At 66.9% G+C, this 16,767-nt stretch carries 19 protein-coding genes and 2 riboswitches; of the genes, 6 read left to right on the plus strand and 13 right to left on the minus strand.

Annotated features, from left to right (window positions below; translation table 11 throughout):
- The first annotated feature begins 372 nt into the window (after positions 1–372).
- Positions 373–2,550 carry a primosomal protein N' gene (locus tag ACSYHF_RS18290; protein ID WP_005419648.1) on the plus strand — a complete coding sequence of 726 codons (2,178 nt, stop codon included), beginning with the start codon at positions 373–375 and terminating at the stop codon, positions 2,548–2,550.
- A gap of 96 nt (positions 2,551–2,646) precedes the next feature.
- Here ACSYHF_RS18290 and ACSYHF_RS18295 read toward each other — a convergent pair whose 3' ends face one another.
- Positions 2,647–3,267 carry a glutathione S-transferase family protein gene (locus ACSYHF_RS18295; RefSeq protein WP_005419650.1) on the minus strand — a complete coding sequence of 207 codons (621 nt, stop codon included), beginning with the start codon at positions 3,265–3,267 and terminating at the stop codon, positions 2,647–2,649.
- Positions 3,268–3,378: 111 nt separating this feature from the next.
- Positions 3,379–4,158, minus strand: a complete 780-nt coding sequence (locus tag ACSYHF_RS18300) for an NYN domain-containing protein (RefSeq protein WP_005419652.1) — start codon at positions 4,156–4,158, stop codon at positions 3,379–3,381.
- A gap of 123 nt (positions 4,159–4,281) precedes the next feature.
- Here ACSYHF_RS18300 and ACSYHF_RS18305 point away from each other — a divergent pair, with 123 nt between their 5' ends.
- Entirely contained in the window at positions 4,282–5,562 is a 1,281-nt protein-coding gene (locus ACSYHF_RS18305; protein WP_005419654.1) for an NAD(P)/FAD-dependent oxidoreductase, read from the plus strand.
- An 80-nt stretch (positions 5,563–5,642) separates the two neighbouring features.
- On the opposite strand, the gene ACSYHF_RS18310 is transcribed toward ACSYHF_RS18305, so the two are convergent.
- From ACSYHF_RS18310 to ACSYHF_RS18320, 3 genes are all read right to left on the minus strand, one after another.
- Positions 5,643–6,098: a hypothetical protein gene (locus ACSYHF_RS18310; protein ID WP_111128769.1), complete on the minus strand. Its 456-nt coding sequence runs from the start codon at positions 6,096–6,098 to the stop codon at positions 5,643–5,645.
- A gap of 3 nt (positions 6,099–6,101) precedes the next feature.
- Positions 6,102–6,533: a nuclear transport factor 2 family protein gene (locus ACSYHF_RS18315; protein ID WP_032954574.1), complete on the minus strand. Its 432-nt coding sequence runs from the start codon at positions 6,531–6,533 to the stop codon at positions 6,102–6,104.
- Between the two features lie 71 nt (positions 6,534–6,604).
- Entirely contained in the window at positions 6,605–6,871 is a 267-nt protein-coding gene (locus ACSYHF_RS18320; RefSeq protein ID WP_005419660.1) for a GIY-YIG nuclease family protein, read from the minus strand.
- 40 nt (positions 6,872–6,911) lie between these two features.
- Positions 6,912–7,001, plus strand: a riboswitch (glycine riboswitch).
- Between the two features lie 13 nt (positions 7,002–7,014).
- A riboswitch (glycine riboswitch) is annotated at positions 7,015–7,118 on the plus strand.
- A gap of 84 nt (positions 7,119–7,202) precedes the next feature.
- Between ACSYHF_RS18320 and ACSYHF_RS18325 the strand changes: the two genes are divergently transcribed.
- The gene (locus ACSYHF_RS18325; RefSeq protein WP_005419661.1) at positions 7,203–7,820 is read left to right on the plus strand and encodes a trimeric intracellular cation channel family protein; all 618 of its coding nucleotides are present in this window, start codon (positions 7,203–7,205) and stop codon (positions 7,818–7,820) included.
- 28 nt (positions 7,821–7,848) lie between these two features.
- Here the strand turns inward: ACSYHF_RS18325 and ACSYHF_RS18330 are convergent, their stop codons facing one another.
- Entirely contained in the window at positions 7,849–8,718 is an 870-nt protein-coding gene (locus ACSYHF_RS18330) for a hypothetical protein (RefSeq protein ID WP_181357742.1), read from the minus strand.
- Between the two features lie 37 nt (positions 8,719–8,755).
- On the opposite strand from ACSYHF_RS18330, the gene ACSYHF_RS18335 reads away from it, so the two are divergent.
- Positions 8,756–8,995 carry a hypothetical protein gene (locus ACSYHF_RS18335; RefSeq protein ID WP_069139659.1) on the plus strand — a complete coding sequence of 80 codons (240 nt, stop codon included), beginning with the start codon at positions 8,756–8,758 and terminating at the stop codon, positions 8,993–8,995.
- A gap of 51 nt (positions 8,996–9,046) precedes the next feature.
- On the opposite strand, the gene ACSYHF_RS18340 is transcribed toward ACSYHF_RS18335, so the two are convergent.
- The 7 genes from ACSYHF_RS18340 to ACSYHF_RS18370 all read right to left on the minus strand — a co-directional run bounded on the left by ACSYHF_RS18340 (position 9,047) and on the right by ACSYHF_RS18370 (position 14,497).
- Positions 9,047–10,120, minus strand: coding sequence for a 3-deoxy-7-phosphoheptulonate synthase (locus tag ACSYHF_RS18340; protein ID WP_065186318.1), 1,074 nt, complete (start codon positions 10,118–10,120; stop codon positions 9,047–9,049).
- Between the two features lie 295 nt (positions 10,121–10,415).
- Complete coding sequence (locus ACSYHF_RS18345) at positions 10,416–10,673, minus strand: hypothetical protein (RefSeq protein WP_005419663.1); 258 nt, start codon at positions 10,671–10,673, stop codon at positions 10,416–10,418.
- Between the two features lie 90 nt (positions 10,674–10,763).
- Positions 10,764–11,102: a DUF6616 family protein gene (locus ACSYHF_RS18350; protein WP_005419664.1), complete on the minus strand. Its 339-nt coding sequence runs from the start codon at positions 11,100–11,102 to the stop codon at positions 10,764–10,766.
- Between the two features lie 47 nt (positions 11,103–11,149).
- On the minus strand, positions 11,150–11,890 hold the full coding sequence (locus tag ACSYHF_RS18355) for a DNA alkylation repair protein (RefSeq protein WP_329916136.1): 741 nt from the start codon (positions 11,888–11,890) through the stop codon (positions 11,150–11,152).
- Positions 11,887–12,387, minus strand: a complete 501-nt coding sequence (locus ACSYHF_RS18360) for a MarR family winged helix-turn-helix transcriptional regulator (RefSeq protein WP_447575911.1) — start codon at positions 12,385–12,387, stop codon at positions 11,887–11,889. Before ACSYHF_RS18360 ends, ACSYHF_RS18355 begins: the two co-directional genes overlap by 4 nt.
- Before the next feature lie 71 nt (positions 12,388–12,458).
- Positions 12,459–13,757 carry a sensor histidine kinase gene (locus tag ACSYHF_RS18365; protein ID WP_032954575.1) on the minus strand — a complete coding sequence of 433 codons (1,299 nt, stop codon included), beginning with the start codon at positions 13,755–13,757 and terminating at the stop codon, positions 12,459–12,461.
- A 32-nt stretch (positions 13,758–13,789) separates the two neighbouring features.
- Positions 13,790–14,497 (minus strand): response regulator, encoded by a 708-nt coding sequence (locus tag ACSYHF_RS18370; protein ID WP_053496943.1) that lies wholly within the window; start codon positions 14,495–14,497, stop codon positions 13,790–13,792.
- Between the two features lie 106 nt (positions 14,498–14,603).
- Between ACSYHF_RS18370 and ACSYHF_RS18375 the strand changes: the two genes are divergently transcribed.
- Complete coding sequence (locus ACSYHF_RS18375; RefSeq protein ID WP_005419669.1) at positions 14,604–15,527, plus strand: aspartyl protease family protein; 924 nt, start codon at positions 14,604–14,606, stop codon at positions 15,525–15,527.
- Between the two features lie 68 nt (positions 15,528–15,595).
- Positions 15,596–16,756, plus strand: coding sequence for a serine hydrolase domain-containing protein (locus tag ACSYHF_RS18380; RefSeq protein ID WP_329916134.1), 1,161 nt, complete (start codon positions 15,596–15,598; stop codon positions 16,754–16,756).
- The last annotated feature ends 11 nt before the right edge of the window (positions 16,757–16,767 follow it).

Raw genomic sequence — 16,767 nt, forward strand, 5'->3', positions numbered from 1 at the left:
TCGGCACCCGTAGGACTTGCGCCCACAGGCACTTCGTGCTGCAGGTTGTGCACAGCACCACGCTCCCCGCGCGGGAAATTGCGGCATGCCGCTGAATTCACTCTGTTTCAGCAATGTTTCACACTCAAGTTGTTGATTTTGAATGCCTTTCAAGTGTGGCGATTTTTTGACCAACCCAAGGGTGAGCTCGTCGCCATCGGCCTCCTGCGTTCCCGTCGACCGGTAACGCACAACGTTATCCACAGAACGTGTGGATAAGACTGAATCTCCAATGGACACCGATATTTAGGTGACATTTATGATTCAACGGTCGTCGCCCGGGCACGTCTGCCCCCTGCCATTCGCGCGTGCATGGCCCGTTACACTGGCCCGATGCTTTCACCCATTCCGACCCTGCAGGTCGCCCTGCCCGTCCCCCTGCCCCGCCTGTTCGACTACCTGTCGCCGGAGGGCGATGGCCCCACGGCCGCGGTCGGCTGCCGCCTGAAGGTGCCGTTCGGCAACCGCGAGCTGGTCGGCGTGGTGGCCGGCCACGGCCAGACCGACGACGGCCAGGGACTGCGCCAGGCGCTGGCCTGGTGCGACCGGCAGCCGCTGCTGCAGGGCGAACTCTGGCAGAGCCTGCAGTGGCTGGCGCGCTACACCCATGCGCCACTGGGCGAGGTGCTGAGCACCGCCCTGCCCGGCCCGCTGCGCCATGGCGAGGCCCTGCCCGACACCCACCACTGGGGTTGGCAGCTGACCACCGAAGGCCACGCCCAGCGCGAAAAGCTGCGCGCCGGAAGCCGTCCGCGGCAGCTGGCCGAGCTGCTGGCAGGAGCGATCGTGGATGAGGACGTGCTCGGCGAACGCATGGCCGACTGGCGCACCGCTGCACGCAGCCTGGCCAAGCGCGAGCTGGCCGAGCGCGTGGCGATGACGGTGGCACCGCAGCATGCGCAGCCGCTGCCCGGCCCCACGCTCAACCCGGACCAGGCCGGGGCGGTGGCTGCGATCAACGCTGCCGACGGCTTCCAGCCGTTCCTGCTGGACGGCGTGACCGGCAGCGGCAAGACCGAGGTCTACCTGCAGGCGATCATCCATTGCCTGGCGCAGGGCAGGCAGGCGCTGGTGCTGGTACCGGAAATCGGCCTGACCCCGCAGACCCTGGCACGTTTCCGCGGCCGCCTGGGCATCGCCGTGCACGCCTTGCATTCGGGGTTGAACGACAACGAGCGCGCGCGCGTCTGGGCGGCCGCCTCCCGAGGCGAAGCGCGGGTCATCGTCGGCACCCGCTCGGCGGTTTTCACGCCATTGCCGCAGGCCGGCCTGCTGATCGTCGACGAGGAACACGACGGCAGCTACAAGCAGCAGGACGGCATCCGTTACCACGCGCGCGATTTCGCTCTGGTGCGCGCCAAGGCGCTGGGCATTCCGGTGCTGCTCGGCAGCGCCACCCCTTCACTGGAAACGCTGCACAACGCCTACGCCGGGCGCTACACGCACCTGCGCCTGAAGCAGCGCGCCGGCGATGCGCGGCCACCGCGCGTGCGCATCCTCGATGTACGCAAGCGGCCGCTGCACGATGGCCTCTCGGCCGATGTGCTGGCCGGCATCGGCGAACACCTGCAGCGTGGCCAGCAGGTGCTGGTGTTCAAGAACCGCCGTGGCTACGCACCGGTGCTGCTGTGCCACGACTGCGGGTGGACCGCGCCTTGCCAGCGCTGCGATGCGCCGATGACCGTGCATGGCGGCGGCCGACGCCTGCAGTGCCACCACTGTGGCGCGCGCCAACCGGCGCCGTTGGCATGCCCGGCCTGCGGCAGCCTGGCGCTGCAGCCGCAGGGCATCGGCACCGAACGCCTGGAAGAACACCTCACCGCCGCCTTCGCCGATTTCCCGGTGGTGCGCATCGACCGTGGCACCACCTCACGCCGCGATGCGCTGGAGCAGCAGCTGGCGAAACTGGGCGACCAGCCCGGCATCCTGGTCGGCACGCAGATCCTGGCCAAGGGCCACGACCTGCCGAAGCTGACCCTGGTGGTGGTGGTCGGCATCGACGAAGGCCTGTTCTCCGCCGACTTCCGCGCCAGCGAGAAGCTGGCGCAGCAGCTGATCCAGGTGGCCGGTCGTGCAGGACGTGCGCGTGACCCCGGCGAGGTCTGGCTGCAGACCCATCACCCTGGTCACCCGCTGCTGGAAACCCTGGTGAGCGGTGGCTACCACCCGTTCGCGCAGGCCGAGTTGAACCAGCGGCAAGCCGCAGGGTTCCCCCCGTTCGCGCACCTGGCGCTGATGCGCGCCGAAGCGCAGCAGGTCGAGCACGCCAATGCGTTCCTGCTGGCTGCGCGGCAGTTGCTGGGCGAGCAGAACGTGGTGGAGGCGTACGGCCCGATGCCGGCGCCGATGCCGCGGCGCGCGGGCTACCAGCGCACACAGCTGCTGCTGTCGGCGCCGCAGCGGCCACCCTTGCATGGCGTGCTCGCGCAGCTGGTTCCGCAGCTGTATGCGCTGCCGGAAGCACGCAAGGTGCGCTGGTCGCTGGATGTGGATCCAACGGACCTGTATTGAGGGGTCAGAGCCCACCCGTCGGGTGGGATCCGACCCCGATGCCCAGGGGTCGGATCCCTTTTCGCAGAAAAGGGCTCTGACCCCGGACGCCTTCGCTTACGTCAGCGGCGACATCACGCCGCGCTGGTAGGCCGGGCGCTCACGCAGCCGCGCATACCAGTCAGCCAGATGCGGCAGCTCCGGTCGCTGGATCGGCAGCTCGTACCAGGCGTAGACCAGCGAGCCCAGCGGGATGTCGCCCATCGCGAACTTCTCGCCCGACAGCCACGGCTGCCTGGCCAGGGTAGCGTCGGCCATCGCCAGGTAGTCTCCGGCGCGCACGATGGCGGCATTGATCCGCGCTTCATCGCGGTCGGCCGGCGCGGTGCGCATGATGCCCCAGACCAGGTCGCTGTACAGCGGCGCCATCCGCGACGTGCTCCAGTCCATCCACTTCTCGGCCTGGGCGCGTTCCATCGGGTCCTCAGCGTACAGGGTGCCCAGTGCATAGCGGGCGCTCAGGTAGCGCACGATGGTGTTCGATTCCCACAGCGGCAAGCCGTGGTCTTCGATCACCGGCACCAGGCCGTTGGGATTCATCGCCTGGTACTCCGGCGTCTGCGTACCACCATGGCTGCCACCGACTTCGATGGATTCGTACGGCAGGCCGATTTCCTCGGCGCACCACAGTACCTTGCGGACGTTGCTGGAATTGCGGCGGCCCCAGATCTTCAACATGCGGGTTTTCCTTGCTGGCAATGCGAGCGGCAACGATACGCCTGATCGGGCGGAGATGTCCGTGCCGGATGCGGGATCTGGCATCCGGGCATTGCCGGCCAGCGGCAGGCACTACCTATTCTTTTTTGGCAGCGCGCGCACGTAGGACGACTTGCCATCCTTCTTCAGTTCGAACAGACCGATCGCCGCCAGCAGATCGCTGAGCTTGCCGTAGCCATAGTTGCGCGGATCGAACGAGGCCTGGTTGCCGATCTGGCTGCCGACCGGTCCGAGGTGCGACCAGCCATCCTCACCCTCGGCCGCGGACACCGCACGGCGCAGCATCTTCACCAGCCGGGTGTCACTGCGCATTTCCGCACCGCTCTTGCGCGGACGCGCATCGTCGTTGGTCACCGGCTCGTTCGAGGCCTGCTCGCTGGACGCCTGTTCGGCATCGGGCACGCTGGCATGGGTCTGGCCCAGTGCCTCCAGGTAGGTGAACTTCGAGCACGCATTGACGAATGGCTCGGGCGTCTTCTTCTCGCCGAAGCCATATACCTTCACGCCATCGGTCAGAAGGCGCATCACCATCGGGGTGAAGTCCGCATCGCTGGAAACGATGGCGAAGCCATCAAGGTTGCGCGCGTACAGCAGGTCCATGGCATCGATCACCATCGCCATGTCCGAAGCGTTCTTGCCCTTGCTGTAGGCGAACTGCTGGATCGGGCGGATCGCATACTCATGCAGCACCGCTTCCCACCCCTTCAGTCGCGGGCTCTTCCAGTTGCCGTAGGCACGGCGCACGTTGGCCACGCCGTAGCGGGCGACTTCCGCCAGGACCTCGTCGATCTTCGAGGCCGGCGCATTGTCGGCGTCGATCAACAGGGCGATGCGCTTTTCCGGTTCGCTCATGGGCTCCTCACGGGCCGTTGCCTGAACCCGAGTATCGCCGATCCGGGCAGGCGCTGACGTGACAGGTGGCCGCCGTGCGAAGATGCCAGGCGCTTCCCCCGATGCCCCCACTGGAGTGAGTCGATGAGTCGCGAGCGCGTTCCCCACCTGGTCGTTGTCGGCGGCGGTTTTGCCGGTCTCTGGGCCACCCGTGCCCTGGCCCGCGAGCGCATACGCATCACCCTGGTCGATCGCCGCAACCATCACCTGTTCCAGCCGCTGCTGTACCAGGTGGCCACCGCCGGCCTGTCCGCGCCGGATATCGCCGCACCGCTGCGCCACATCCTCGGCCACCAGCGCAATGTGGAAGTCCGCCTCGGCGAAGTGGTGGCCATCGACAAGCGGGCGCGGCAGATCCGCATGGCCGATGGCAGCACGCTGGATTACGACAGCCTGCTGCTGGCCACCGGCGCCACCCACGCCTACTTCGGCAACGATCAATGGGCCGATGATGCGCCCGGCCTGAAGACGCTGGACGATGCCATCGCGCTGCGCCGCAAGCTGCTGCTGGCGTTCGAACGCGCCGAGGCCGAACCGGACCCGGCGAAAAAGGCGGCGTGGCTGAGTTTCGCCATCGTCGGTGGTGGTCCCACCGGCGTCGAACTGGCCGGCACCCTGGCCGAGATCGCGCGCCACACGCTGCGCAACGAATTCCGCCACATCGACCCGGCCAGCGCCAGGGTGCGGCTGGTCGAGGCTGGGCCGCGCGTGCTGTCCTCGTTCCCGGATGTGCTTTCGCTGAAGGCGCGCCGCCAACTGGAAAAGCTGGGCGTGGAAGTGCTGACCGGTACCCCGGTGAGCGACATCGACAGCCAGGGCTTCAAGCTCGGCGAACAGTTCGTACCGGCGCGCACCGTGGTCTGGGCCGCCGGCGTAGCCGCTTCACCGCTGGCGCGCACGCTGGACGTGCCACTGGACCGCGCCGGACGCGTGCCGGTGCAACCGGACCTGACCCTGCCCGGTCACCCGGAGCTGTTCGTGGCCGGCGACCTGGCCGCACTGAGCCAGGCCGACGGCAAGCCGGTCCCCGGGGTGGCACCGGCCGCCAAGCAGATGGGCAAATACGTGGCCGAGGTGATCCGCGCGCGCCTGCACGGCAAGCCCGAGCCCGGCCCGTTCAAGTACGCCGACTACGGCAACCTGGCCACCATCGGCCGCATGGCCGCGATCGTGCACCTGGGCCGGCTGCAGCTTTCCGGCGTGCTGGCCTGGTGGTTCTGGCTGGCCGCGCACGTGTTCTTCCTGATCGGCTTCCGCAACCGCATCGTGGTGCTGCTGAACTGGGCGGTCGCGTACTGGAGCTACCAGCGCAGTGCGCGCATCATCTTCGGTGATGACCGCGACGACCGGCGGCCGAAGCGGTAGGGCTGCACGCAGCGGGGTCGGATCCCTTTCCGCAGGAAAGGACTCTGACCCGGTCAACACCCTCCACGCATGGCGTGGATCTACTGGTTCATCGGGCCACCGGGCACCCGCCGTTTCGACCAGGTCCGGCAGAAGTCCTCCTTCCTCGCGGTGTCGGCAATCTGCGCAGTACTCCAATGCCGGGTGATCCAGATCGTCAATGCGGTACTGCTGAGATGCCAGCGCGGCATGCCGCGCTGTGGTTGCCGCCACAGGTGGCGTCGGGCAATCCAGAAGGCCTCCCGCTCCACTTCCGGCACCTTCTTCTTCATCACGTCCTTGTCGAAGAACTGCGCGGCGAAACGCCAGGGATTCATCGGCTGGTATCCCGCGCGTGGTTCACTGCTGCACGCTGCCACACCACTGGGCGCGCGTTCGGCCGGCGTCGGCCGACCGCCTGCCAATGCCAGCCCGAGCAGGTACAGCAGGCCAGGCAGCAGCGCGATGCCGGCGACCAGCACGACGACGGAGATCCATGCTTTGCCGGCGGCACGCATCGCTCACTGTGCCTTCGGCTTTGGATACCACAACGCGTTGACGATGACCCAGCGCTGGTCGAAGCGCCCCATGTGGAAGTAATCGACGAACCACGGGGTCTCCAGCCGCACCGAGGCCGCGTTGCCGGTCACGTCCAGCACCGTGCAGCGACGATCCCATTGATCCTTCGGGGTCTTCAACGCGCCCTGCTTCGTCAGCGAGACCAGTTCTTCCTTCGACATCCGGCGCAGGCCCAGGCGTTCGTCGGGTGTATCGCCGAGCACAGCGCGCTTGGCCAGGTCCGGATGCAGGGAGCGGGCGACGCGCTGCGGGTCGGCCTCCAGCTGGCCATCGACGTAGTCGTGGCAGGTGGCTTCGATGGCCGCGATGGTGGCCGGGTCGGGGGCAGGGCTCGTTGCTGCGGAAAGAGCGAACAGCAGGGCGATCGTGGACATCCGGGTCTCCAGCTCTGGGCGCGGGGCGATCATCGCATGGGCCGGGTAGCCCATCCACGCGTGGCGTGGATCTACAGGACCGGCGCCTGCAGCCAGGCCAGCTTGCGTTCGCGGGGCTGCTGCTTGAGTTGCCACTCGGCGCGTGAGGCGGCGGCCCGGTCCGGGTATTCGCGCACGGCCAGCACTCGCAGCGGTGGCCGGGCCCGGGTGTAGCGCGCGCCCTTGCCGGCCTGGTGGGCGGCGAAACGCGCATCCACGTCGGTGCTGATGCCGGCGTAATAGCTGCCATCGCGGCATTCGAGCAGGTACAGGAACCAGGGGCGGAGGGACGGGGCCATGCCCGGATTATGCCGTGCTGCACTGCAGCGGATATACTGGCGGCCGAATGCAGGAGAGAGGCGCCGCGCTGGCGCCCGCCGAAGGCGCAGGCTCCCATGATCGCTCAGGCCGGTGGGCTGGAATCCCACCAACCATGCATTCGACTCGCCGAGCTGGAGAGAGGTCACCGGGCACGCCCGGGACGATCCGCCGAAGGGGCACGCGGCCCATGCCGCTGAACTCTCAGGCAAAAGGACAGCGGGAGCGGCACCGGTCATCGTCATCCCGTCATTGCGCAGGCAGTGGTGGCAGTTGCGCATGGCCGGCCCCACCGCGCCCGGAGCCTGTTCCATGCTGCTGTCCATCATCTACCTGGTTGCCATTTCCGCCGAAGCCATGACCGGCGCACTGTCTGCCGGCCGCCGCCGCATGGACCTGTTCGGTGTGGTCATGATCGCCTGTGTCACTGCCCTCGGTGGTGGATCACTGCGCGACATCCTGCTCGGCCACTATCCGCTGGGCTGGGTGAAGCATCCCGAGTACCTGGGGTTCACCGTATGCGCGGCGCTGATCGCCACCTGGGTGGCGCGCTGGATGCACCACTTCCGGCGCACCTTCCTGGTGCTCGATGGCCTGGGTCTGATCGCCTTCACCCTGATCGGCTGCTCGATCGCGCGCGAGGCCGGCCATGCGATGCCGATCGTGCTGATCGCCGGCATGCTGACCGGCGCGTTCGGCGGCGTGCTGCGCGACATCCTCTGCAACGAGGTGCCGCTGATCTTCCAGAAGGAGCTGTACGCGATCATCGCGCTGCTGACCGGCGCGGCGTATCTGTTGCTGCTGCACTGGGGCGTGGCCGACGCCACCGCGATCCTGTGCTGCCTGGGCGGCGGCTTCGCGCTGCGCCTGCTGGCGATCCACTATCGCTGGGAAATGCCGAAGTTCGTGTACCACGACGAAGTGCATTGAGGTTCGCACGGCGGGGCACGCGCCCGGCTCAATCGCGCAGCTTGGGACTCATGGGGCTCCTGCTCGCGATGATGCGCTGCCGGTAGGCCTCCGAAGGATAGAAGGTCCACGGGCTCTCACAGCCATCGCTGTCAGATTCGACCCGCTCAAGAAGCTCGGGATCTACCCATTCAGACAGGTAGTCAGGATCGGATCGTCTACTGAAATCCGGGCAGTGAACCGCCCCCTCAACGACGATTTCGTTCTGGACGGTGGAAAGGAACCTGGCGCGAAGATCAAGACCGACCTGCGTGTATGTGCCTATCTCGAGATACGTCTGCACGCTCATACTTCCGCCCACGGCCAGAACTCCGTCGTTGAGCGAGCACGCATGGAGATGCTCACATGCGAGATCGTCGCGCACAAAGACCCAACCGCCGCAGTCAAGATTACGGGCGCTGAGGTTACCCAGAACGATTACACACAACGTCTCGCCCAGGTCATTGAGCGCCAGCACGCCTTCGACGCTCAGATCTCCATCAACGATCAGGCAACTCGTTTCGACGTCCGAGTGCCAGTCTCCGATGAGGGATGCTGCGGGTACTATCCTGAACGATGATTCCCGCGCATCTTCACCAGGCTCTTCGTCGGTGGACGCGGCGATCATCGCTCGCGCTTTCAGCGTGGTGCGCAGAAGCGTCTGATCACCATTGCTGCGATGGATCTCGATTCTTTCATCGAGTTCAGCCAGCAGGCTCGCCGTCGCCACAGGAGACGATGGTTCGATCCAGTCCTCGATGACGGAGATCGCGTCATCGGCAATCCGGCCGCCTTTCAAGCGTAAGAGCGCCTTGGCAGCTTCACTGGAAGTCGACCGGCACGCTGAATCCAGAGAGCTGTCGTTCGGGAAAACATGCATTGGCGGGGTCCAACCAGACAAGGGCTGCAATCTTCGAATGAAGCTGCAGGAAGACTCCATGCAACTCTTCCGAAATCGTGTCGCCTGGTTTGCCAATATCCACGCATGGCGTGGATCTACTGTGGAATCCACGCATAGCGTGGATCTATCCATCAAGTCCAACGCGTTCGTCGGGATCCACACCACCCCGGCGATGTACCTGGCGCTGTCGCTCATGCGCAGCGCCAGGCGCATCGCCGGTGCAGATGGGCCGGTCTCCAACTCCGGCCGGCCCTGATCGCGGCCGCACCCCCGCAGGCGCTGGCCGCCATCCACACACGTGCCGCACTCAGGCGGCTTCAGACACCTTCACGTCGCGACGGGCGCGCACGGCCGCAGCCAGTCGCTCCAGCACCGTCACGGTGGTGTCCCAGTCGATGCAGCCATCGGTGATGCTCTGCCCGTAGACCAGCGGCTGGCCTTCCACCAGTTCCTGGCGGCCCCCGACCAGATGGCTCTCGATCATCACGCCCACGATGCGCTGTTCGCCGTCTTCCATCTGAGCGGCGATGTCGTCGATCACCTTCGGCTGGTTCTCGGGGTTCTTCAGGCTGTTGGCATGGCTGGCATCGATCATCAGGCGCGCCGGCAGCTTGGCCTTGGCCAGCACCTGGCAGGCCTCAGCCACGCTGCCAGCGTCGTAGTTCGGTTGCTTGCCACCGCGCAGGATCACATGGCAATCCGGGTTGCCGGTGGTCGACACGATGGCAGTGCCACCCTGCTTGGTGACCGACAGGAAATGATGCGGGTTGGATGCCGCACCCACCGCGTCGGCGGCGATCTTCACGTTGCCATCGGTGCCGTTCTTGAAGCCGACGGGGCACGACAGCCCCGAAGCCAGCTCGCGATGCACCTGGCTTTCGGTGGTGCGTGCGCCGATCGCGCCCCATGCCACCAGGTCGGCGATGTACTGCGGCGAGATCACATCGAGAAATTCAACACCGGCCGGCAGGCCGAGCTTGTTGATGTCGCGCAGGAGGCCACGGGCGATGCGCAGGCCCTTGTCGATCCTGAAGCTGCCGTCCAGGTCCGGGTCGTTGATCAGGCCCTTCCAGCCCACCGTGGTGCGCGGCTTCTCGAAGTACACGCGCATGACGATTTCCAGCTCGCCAGCCAGCGCGTCGCGCAGCGGCTTCAGGCGCTGGGCGTACTCGATGGCGGCCTTCGGGTCGTGGATCGAGCACGGGCCCACCACCACCGCCAGGCGGTCGTCACGGCCGTGCAGGATCTGGTGCAGGGCCGCGCGCGAGGCGCTGACGGTGTCGGAAGCTTCATCGTCACAGGGCAGCATCGCCAGCAGCTGGGCAGGCGGTGTCAGCGGTTCGATGGTGCGGATACGCAGGTCGTCGGTGTGCGGGGGCATTGCAGGAGATCTCCGGAACGTTGGGGGTCCCCAGCGTGGCGGCATGAAAAAAGCCGCCAGGTTCGCTGGCGGCTTTCGGGAATGCGTCTGAAGCTTTCTTCAGGGTGAGCGCAGTCCTTCCTCCGCCAGTGGCTTCGGAAAGTAATACCAGTAAAAGCGGGTAGCGGCTGCGTTCATGGGATCTATTGATAGCACAGCTTTTGCGCAGTGCAAAATGTTTCATCCGCAACTGGGGGCGCGGTTCAGTGATGCGCCTGACTGCGCAGCGCAGGCGGTGGCCGCTGTGCAACGTCGCTCATCTGCCATGCACTTCCACGTCCAGCAGCAGGCCTTCGTGGATGTCGGCCCAGCGCTCCAGCACGCGGTCCAGCTCCTGCCGGGCCTCGTCCAGCTGCTCGGGATTGAGCAGGGAACGGGTGGTGTAGAGATCGGACACCAGCCGGCGCAGTACCGCTTCCGGGATGGCCACCGAGGGCCCTTCCATCTGCGGCAGCTGCAGTGCCGGCGTATCGCCCTGCGGGCCGTACAGCGTTACCTGGAGCGTGCTCTGCATGATCAACTTGCCTGCGGATGGACATGGGCAATGTCCTGTTTACCGCGTCCGGGTGACAGGCGCATGTGCCATGCGCGTCCGGAGGCGCTGCTACAAGGCGGCCAGGTCGGCAAGGTGCTGCCCCATCCCATCGTCTGCGCCGACGGCATTGGTGGTGGCGAAGTACTGATGCCAACCGGTGGCGGCAATGCCTTCCAGCAGGGCGTCGGCGTCTTCCCGGCTCGCGCACCTCCATACAGCGTAGAACTGCTCGCTGCCACCGTGCGCTGCGCCCTCCGCGACACGACCCATCGCCACCGGTGCGATGCGAACCGGATCGAACTGCTGCATGCCTGCGCCGATGCGGGTGAAGAAGGCGGTGCGTTGGTCAGGCGGGAGAGCGGTCCAGGCCGGGGTGGCGGTGTAGAGCTCGATGAGGGTGTAGGACATGGAAGGTCTTCCTTGAGGTTGATGAGATTGCCGGCCGGCAGCCGGTACTACCGCAACGAGCGCAGGGCGCGTTTGCGGATGTAGGCATTGGCATCGCCAGGGTGCTGCTGTTGCCACCGCGCGCACAGCTCACGCAGCCACTGCGGTTGAGTCTTGCCGGCATCGTTGAGCCAGTTCCCGACCGAGTCCTGCACGTAGCGCGCCGGGTCGTTGGCCATTGCTTCCAGCATCGGCAATGCGAGTTCTGGATGCTGCTTGAACAGCACGATATGCGTGGACCACACGCCTCGTGGGCGCAGCGCTTCGCAGGCGAAGCGGCGCAGGTAAGGCGATGCTTCCTGCGCCCACACTTGCAGGTACTCAAGCGCCTGCAACGGTGCGGCAACGATGTCGCTGCGCAGCGCCAGCCATGCCCATTCGCGCACGCCGAAGTGCGGGTCGTCAGCCAGCGAACGCATCGCCCGCAGCTTGGCCGGCAGCGCCGCGCCGGCATCGCTGCCAATCAGGTAACAGGCCCAGCCACGCACGGTGTCTGATGCGTGTGCCTGCCAGCGCGAGGGATCACCCTGCCCGGCTTCGCGCAGCAACCGCGCCGCCAGCGCCATGCGCTGGGTGATGCCCTTGCCGGAGGCGTTGCGCATACGTTGCAGCGCTTCCTGCTCGAGCACAGGTGCCACCCCCTGTAGCAGTGCGGCGAAATCCACTGCCAGGCATTCGGCCAGATGCGTGGCAGCGGCATCACCGCTGTTGAGTGCACGCAGCCGTTCCGCGGGAATGGGCGTGCTCATGCGGAGGCTTCCCACCCGGTGTCCGTGTGCTGCCAGACCTTGCGCAGCAGCTGTGACAGCTGCTGCCGTTCATCAGCATCCAGGCCGTTGAACAGGCCGCTGATCCATTGTGTGTGCTGCTCGAACAGCGATTCGGCCAAACGCTTGCCCGGTGCGGTCAACACGATCTGCAGACGACGGCCATCCTCGCCATCGCTGCGACGCTGCAGCAGGCCTTCGCGCTGAAGGGCATCGAGCAGGCCGCTGATGGTGGCCCGGGTCACGCCAGCGCGCTCGGCCAGCGCGTGCGGCGCCAGTGCGCCGCCGGCCCCGTGCAGCAGGAACAGCACGATGAAGCGACCCTCGCTGAGCCCGTGCGGTGCCAACCGTGCAGCGCAGTCGCGATCGATCGACGAGGACAACGAGAGCAGCTGGAAGCACAGGCGCAGCTGCGCGATATTGGCGTGGCCGCGCCGCTGCGCCTCCTCCAGCAACGCCTGATGCTTGGCTTCGATCATCCTTTCCTCACAGCATGATTAGGCACCTAATCATATGGAGGAGTAGCGAGTGGAAGCAAATCGGAGTTGACTCAGGAAGTGCGTCCCAGCAGCAGCCGCGCGATCAGTCCCCCGCCCTCGCGGTGCAGCAGCTGGAGTTCGCCTGCGTGGCGCTTTGCCACGTTGGCAGCCACGGCCAGTCCAAGTCCGGCGCCCCCGGTGGCGCGGCTACGCGAGCCCTCGCTACGCTGGAACGGTTGCAGCAGGCGTGCGCGATCGATCTCGGCGATGCCAGGGCCGCGGTCCATCACGTCCAGCTGAACCCCGTCACCCGCCATGGCGACCCACAGCTCCACGGCACCCGCGTAGCGCTCGGCGTTGTCGATGAGATTGTCGACCGCGCGCCGGAGCAGCAGCGCATCGCCATGCCACGGCAACGTATCCGGGCCCTGAAGGGAAATATCGACCCCGCGCAGCAGCGCCGCCTGCACGCATTCCTCCAGCAGCGCTGAAAGATCCAGCATGCGCATCTGCAACGGCTGCAGCTCACCGCGTGCGTAGTCGAGCACCTGCTCGATCATCGTATCCATGCGCTCGATGTCCGCCACCATCCTGGCGGCCTGTGGAGCGGGAGCGAACTCCGCGCGCAGGCGCAGGCCGGTCAGGGGCGTGCGCAGGTCATGCGCCACGGCCGCCAGCATATGCGTCATGTCCCTTGCCTGGGCGCGCAGACGTTCGCGACCGGTGCTGATCGCTGTGGCCAGTACCTGCACTTCGCGTGGACCGTCATCAGGCAATGGCGTTTCAGCCTGCAGGTCGACCCGTGCGCTGGCTTCAGCCAGGCGTCGCAGCGGGCGCCCCAACCGGATCGCCGCCCACGCCGCCAGAGGTGCCAGCAGGATCGCACCGCCCAGCAGGGCGAGCATCACCTGGCGGCGCCAGGCCGCCAGGTCACTGTGGTCGCTGCCGACCACCCGCCATCGGCCATCGGCCTGCCGCATCCCCAGTTCGAATGGCGGCCACTGCATGGCGGTCAGCAACGCGGCCTGCGATTTCAGCACGCCAGCACGAGCGGAGGCGTCCAGTACCGCGCCACCCTCGATGACCTGCACATCGGGCGCCCTGCCCTGCCCCGTCCACACCAGGCGTACATTCCTGGCCGGCAGGTCCATCTGCACCGCCGCCAACTGGGTGAGCCAGTCACTGGCGCTGCCCCGGGGTGGCGCGTCCTGCGTCGACATATGCAATCCCAGTGGCGCCGGCGCCTGTTCCCCACGCAGCACCTGCATCGCATGGTCCAGCCGCATCGGTGGCGGCGCGGGCCGGGGCATCCACCCCACTACCGCAACGCTGACCAGGGTTGCCAGCAGCAGGCTGGCCAAGGCCAGCATCGCGATCCAGCGGGTGGTCGACCACCGGCTGCTCACAACACCCCTACCTCCGCGTTGAAGCGGTACCCTTCACCGCGCAGTGTCTGCACAAGGGCTTCAGCGCCGGACGCGGCCTGCCCGAGCTTGCGGCGCAGGCGGCTGATCGCAAGGTCGACGGCACGGTCCACGCTGTCACTGGCTTCTCCGCGACTCAACTGCAGCAGCTGCTCGCGCGCCAGCACCCGCCCGGGACGTTCAGCCAGTGCCAGCAGCAGGGAGAATTCACCGCGGCTCAGCGCCAGTTCGGCACCATCCGGCGCGAACAGGCGACGCTGGTCAGGCAGCAATCGCCAGCCATCAAACCGCAGCTCGCTGGCCACCTGTGCGCGCAGCTTGTCCTGCCTGCGCAGCAGCGCGCGTACCCGCGCCAACAGCTCGCGCGGGTCAAACGGCTTGGCCAGGTAGTCGTCCGCGCCCATCTCCAGGCCGATCACGCGATCCGGCGCCGCCCCCATCGCCGACAGCATCAGGATCGGGATCGCCCGCGCCTGCAGCCGGCGGCATACCGACAGGCCATCCTCACCAGGCATCATCCAGTCGAGGATGATCAGGTCAGGTCGTTCAACCTGCAGCAACACGTCCAGCGCTGTTGCATCCGCCGCCACACGCACCTGGTAGCCGTGCAGCAGCAGGTGGTCGGCGATGGCGTCACGAATGCTGGCATCGTCATCGACGACGATGACGCGGATGGGAGTGTTCATTGCCCCAGTATCCCGCACCTGTGTATCAGGACGGTATCAATGCCGATATCGCGGTGATACGCCGCTGCGCGCCAATGGTCGCCCACGATCACTGCGGAGTCTCCCCTTGCGCCTGTTCCTGCTGCCCCTGTTCGCCATCCCCTTGCCGGCGCTCGCCTCCGATGCCGCCGAGCACGTCCTGCCGATGTGGATGCAGGGCGGTCATCCGGCAGTGGCCGTCTCGCTGGACGGGCGTTCAGAGCCGCTGCGCTTCGTGGTCGACAGTGCCGCCGGGGCAACCCTGGTCGATGCACGCGTAGTGCGGCGCTACGGTTTGCAGGATGCGGAAGCGGCAGTGTCGCAGGCCCAGGGCGCGAGCGCGAAGGCGGCGCGGTTGCAGCGCATGCGCAGCACAGCGTGGCAGCTGGGCAGCTGGCAATTGAAGGCCAGCGGCATGCAGGTCGACCTGTCATCGCTGGCGAAGGGCGATGATCCGGCCATTGACGGCCTGATCGGCAACGACCTGACCGGGCGCTGGGACACCCGTTGGGACTTCGGCCGCAATCAACTGGCGCTGTGGACACCCGGCGGCTTGGACCTGGAAGGGCCGGGTTGCCAACCCAATGCGCTGCCCGGCCGCGATGACGGCCTGCGCCAGTTCGGCTTCATCACGCTTGCCTTGGGTACGCCCGGCGTGGACGCCATCGCCGTGGTCGACACTGGTGCCGCGCAGACCGTCCTCAACGCCGAAGCAGCCCGCGCACTGGGCCTGCGCACCGACGGCAGCGATGCTCGGGTGCGTGCACGTGAAGAGGGCACCGAGGGGCTGGGTGGCGGTGCACAGGCAACCTGGCTGTACACCCTGCCCGGCATGACCGGCGGCAACTGGCAGCACCCGCCGATGGAGGTCCGGATCAGCGAACTGCCGGTGTTCAGGGCGATCGGCCTGGAGGCGCGACCGGCCTTGATCCTCGGTGCCGACGCGATGCGCGGTGGCCAGGTGGACATCGGTGCGGGTGCCGCGCGGATCTGCCTGCGCCGACCCGGCTGACGTCCGGCGCATGACGGCGGGAGCTGGCAGGCGTAGCATCGCGCCACGTCCCGCCAGGAGTTCCACGCATGCGCCGTGCTGTCCTGCTGTTGCTGACGCTGCTGCCGCCGGCCGCGCTGGCCGCGCCGCCGCTACCCTCGCCCGCGCGCATCGATGCCGAAGCACAGCGGCTGATGCAGGCGGCGCATGCGCGCGGGATGGCGCTGGCGGTGATCGATGGCGGCAAGGTGGTACACGTGGCCGCCTACGGCGAACGCAACGCCGCAGGCGAGCCGCTGCGCACCGATACCGTGATGTACGCCGCCTCGCTGACCAAGATGGCGTTCGGCCACCTGGTCGCACAGCTTGCCCAGGACGCACGGATCGAGCTGGACGCCAGCATCGCCACGGCGCTGGACAAGCCGCTGCCGGACTACCCGCCGGAGCCGAAGAAGTACGCCGACTACAGCGTACTGGCCGATGATGCGCGCTGGCGCCAGCTCACTCCGCGCCTGCTGCTCAACCATTCCAGTGGCTTTGCCAACTTCGGGTTCCTGGAACCCGATGGCCGCCTGAAGTTCCACTTCGATCCGGGCAGTCGTTATGGGTATTCCGGCGAAGGGCTGATCCTGTTGCAGTTCGTGATCGAGCGTGGACGGCTTGGCCAGGACGTGGGTGCATTGATGCAGCGGCAGGTATTCGACCGCTTCGGCATGGTCCGCACCAGCATGATGTGGCGTGAGGATTTCGCCGCCAACCTGGCCGATGGCTGGACGGCGGAAGGCACGGCCGAGCCGCACGATGAACGCAGCCGCGTGCGTGCGGCCGGTTCGATGGATACCACCATCGCCGACATGGCGCGCTTCGCTGCCGGCTATGTCCGCGGCGATGGGCTGTCGCCTGCAATGCGCAGGGAACTGGTGCGGCCGCAGCTGCCGATCACCACCGCCAGCCAGTTCCCCACGTTGCAGCCGGAGCTGCCCGTGGCGCAGCAACGCAAGGATCTGGCCTCAGGCCTGGGCGTGGTGACGTTCCGCGGCCCGCAGGGCGCAGGCTTCTACAAGGGTGGCCACGACGATGCGGTCGGCAACACGCTGGTGTGCATCGAACGGTACAGACGCTGCGTGGTGATCCTGGGCAACGATGTACGGGCGGAAGCTGCGTTCCCGGCACTGGTGGCATTCGTACTGGGCGATACCGGCGTGCCGTGGCAGTGGGAGTATGGCGCGGCGAAGGTATTCGTCGAATGAGGGTGCGATGA

This window comes from Stenotrophomonas maltophilia group sp. P373 (genome assembly GCF_053295075.1).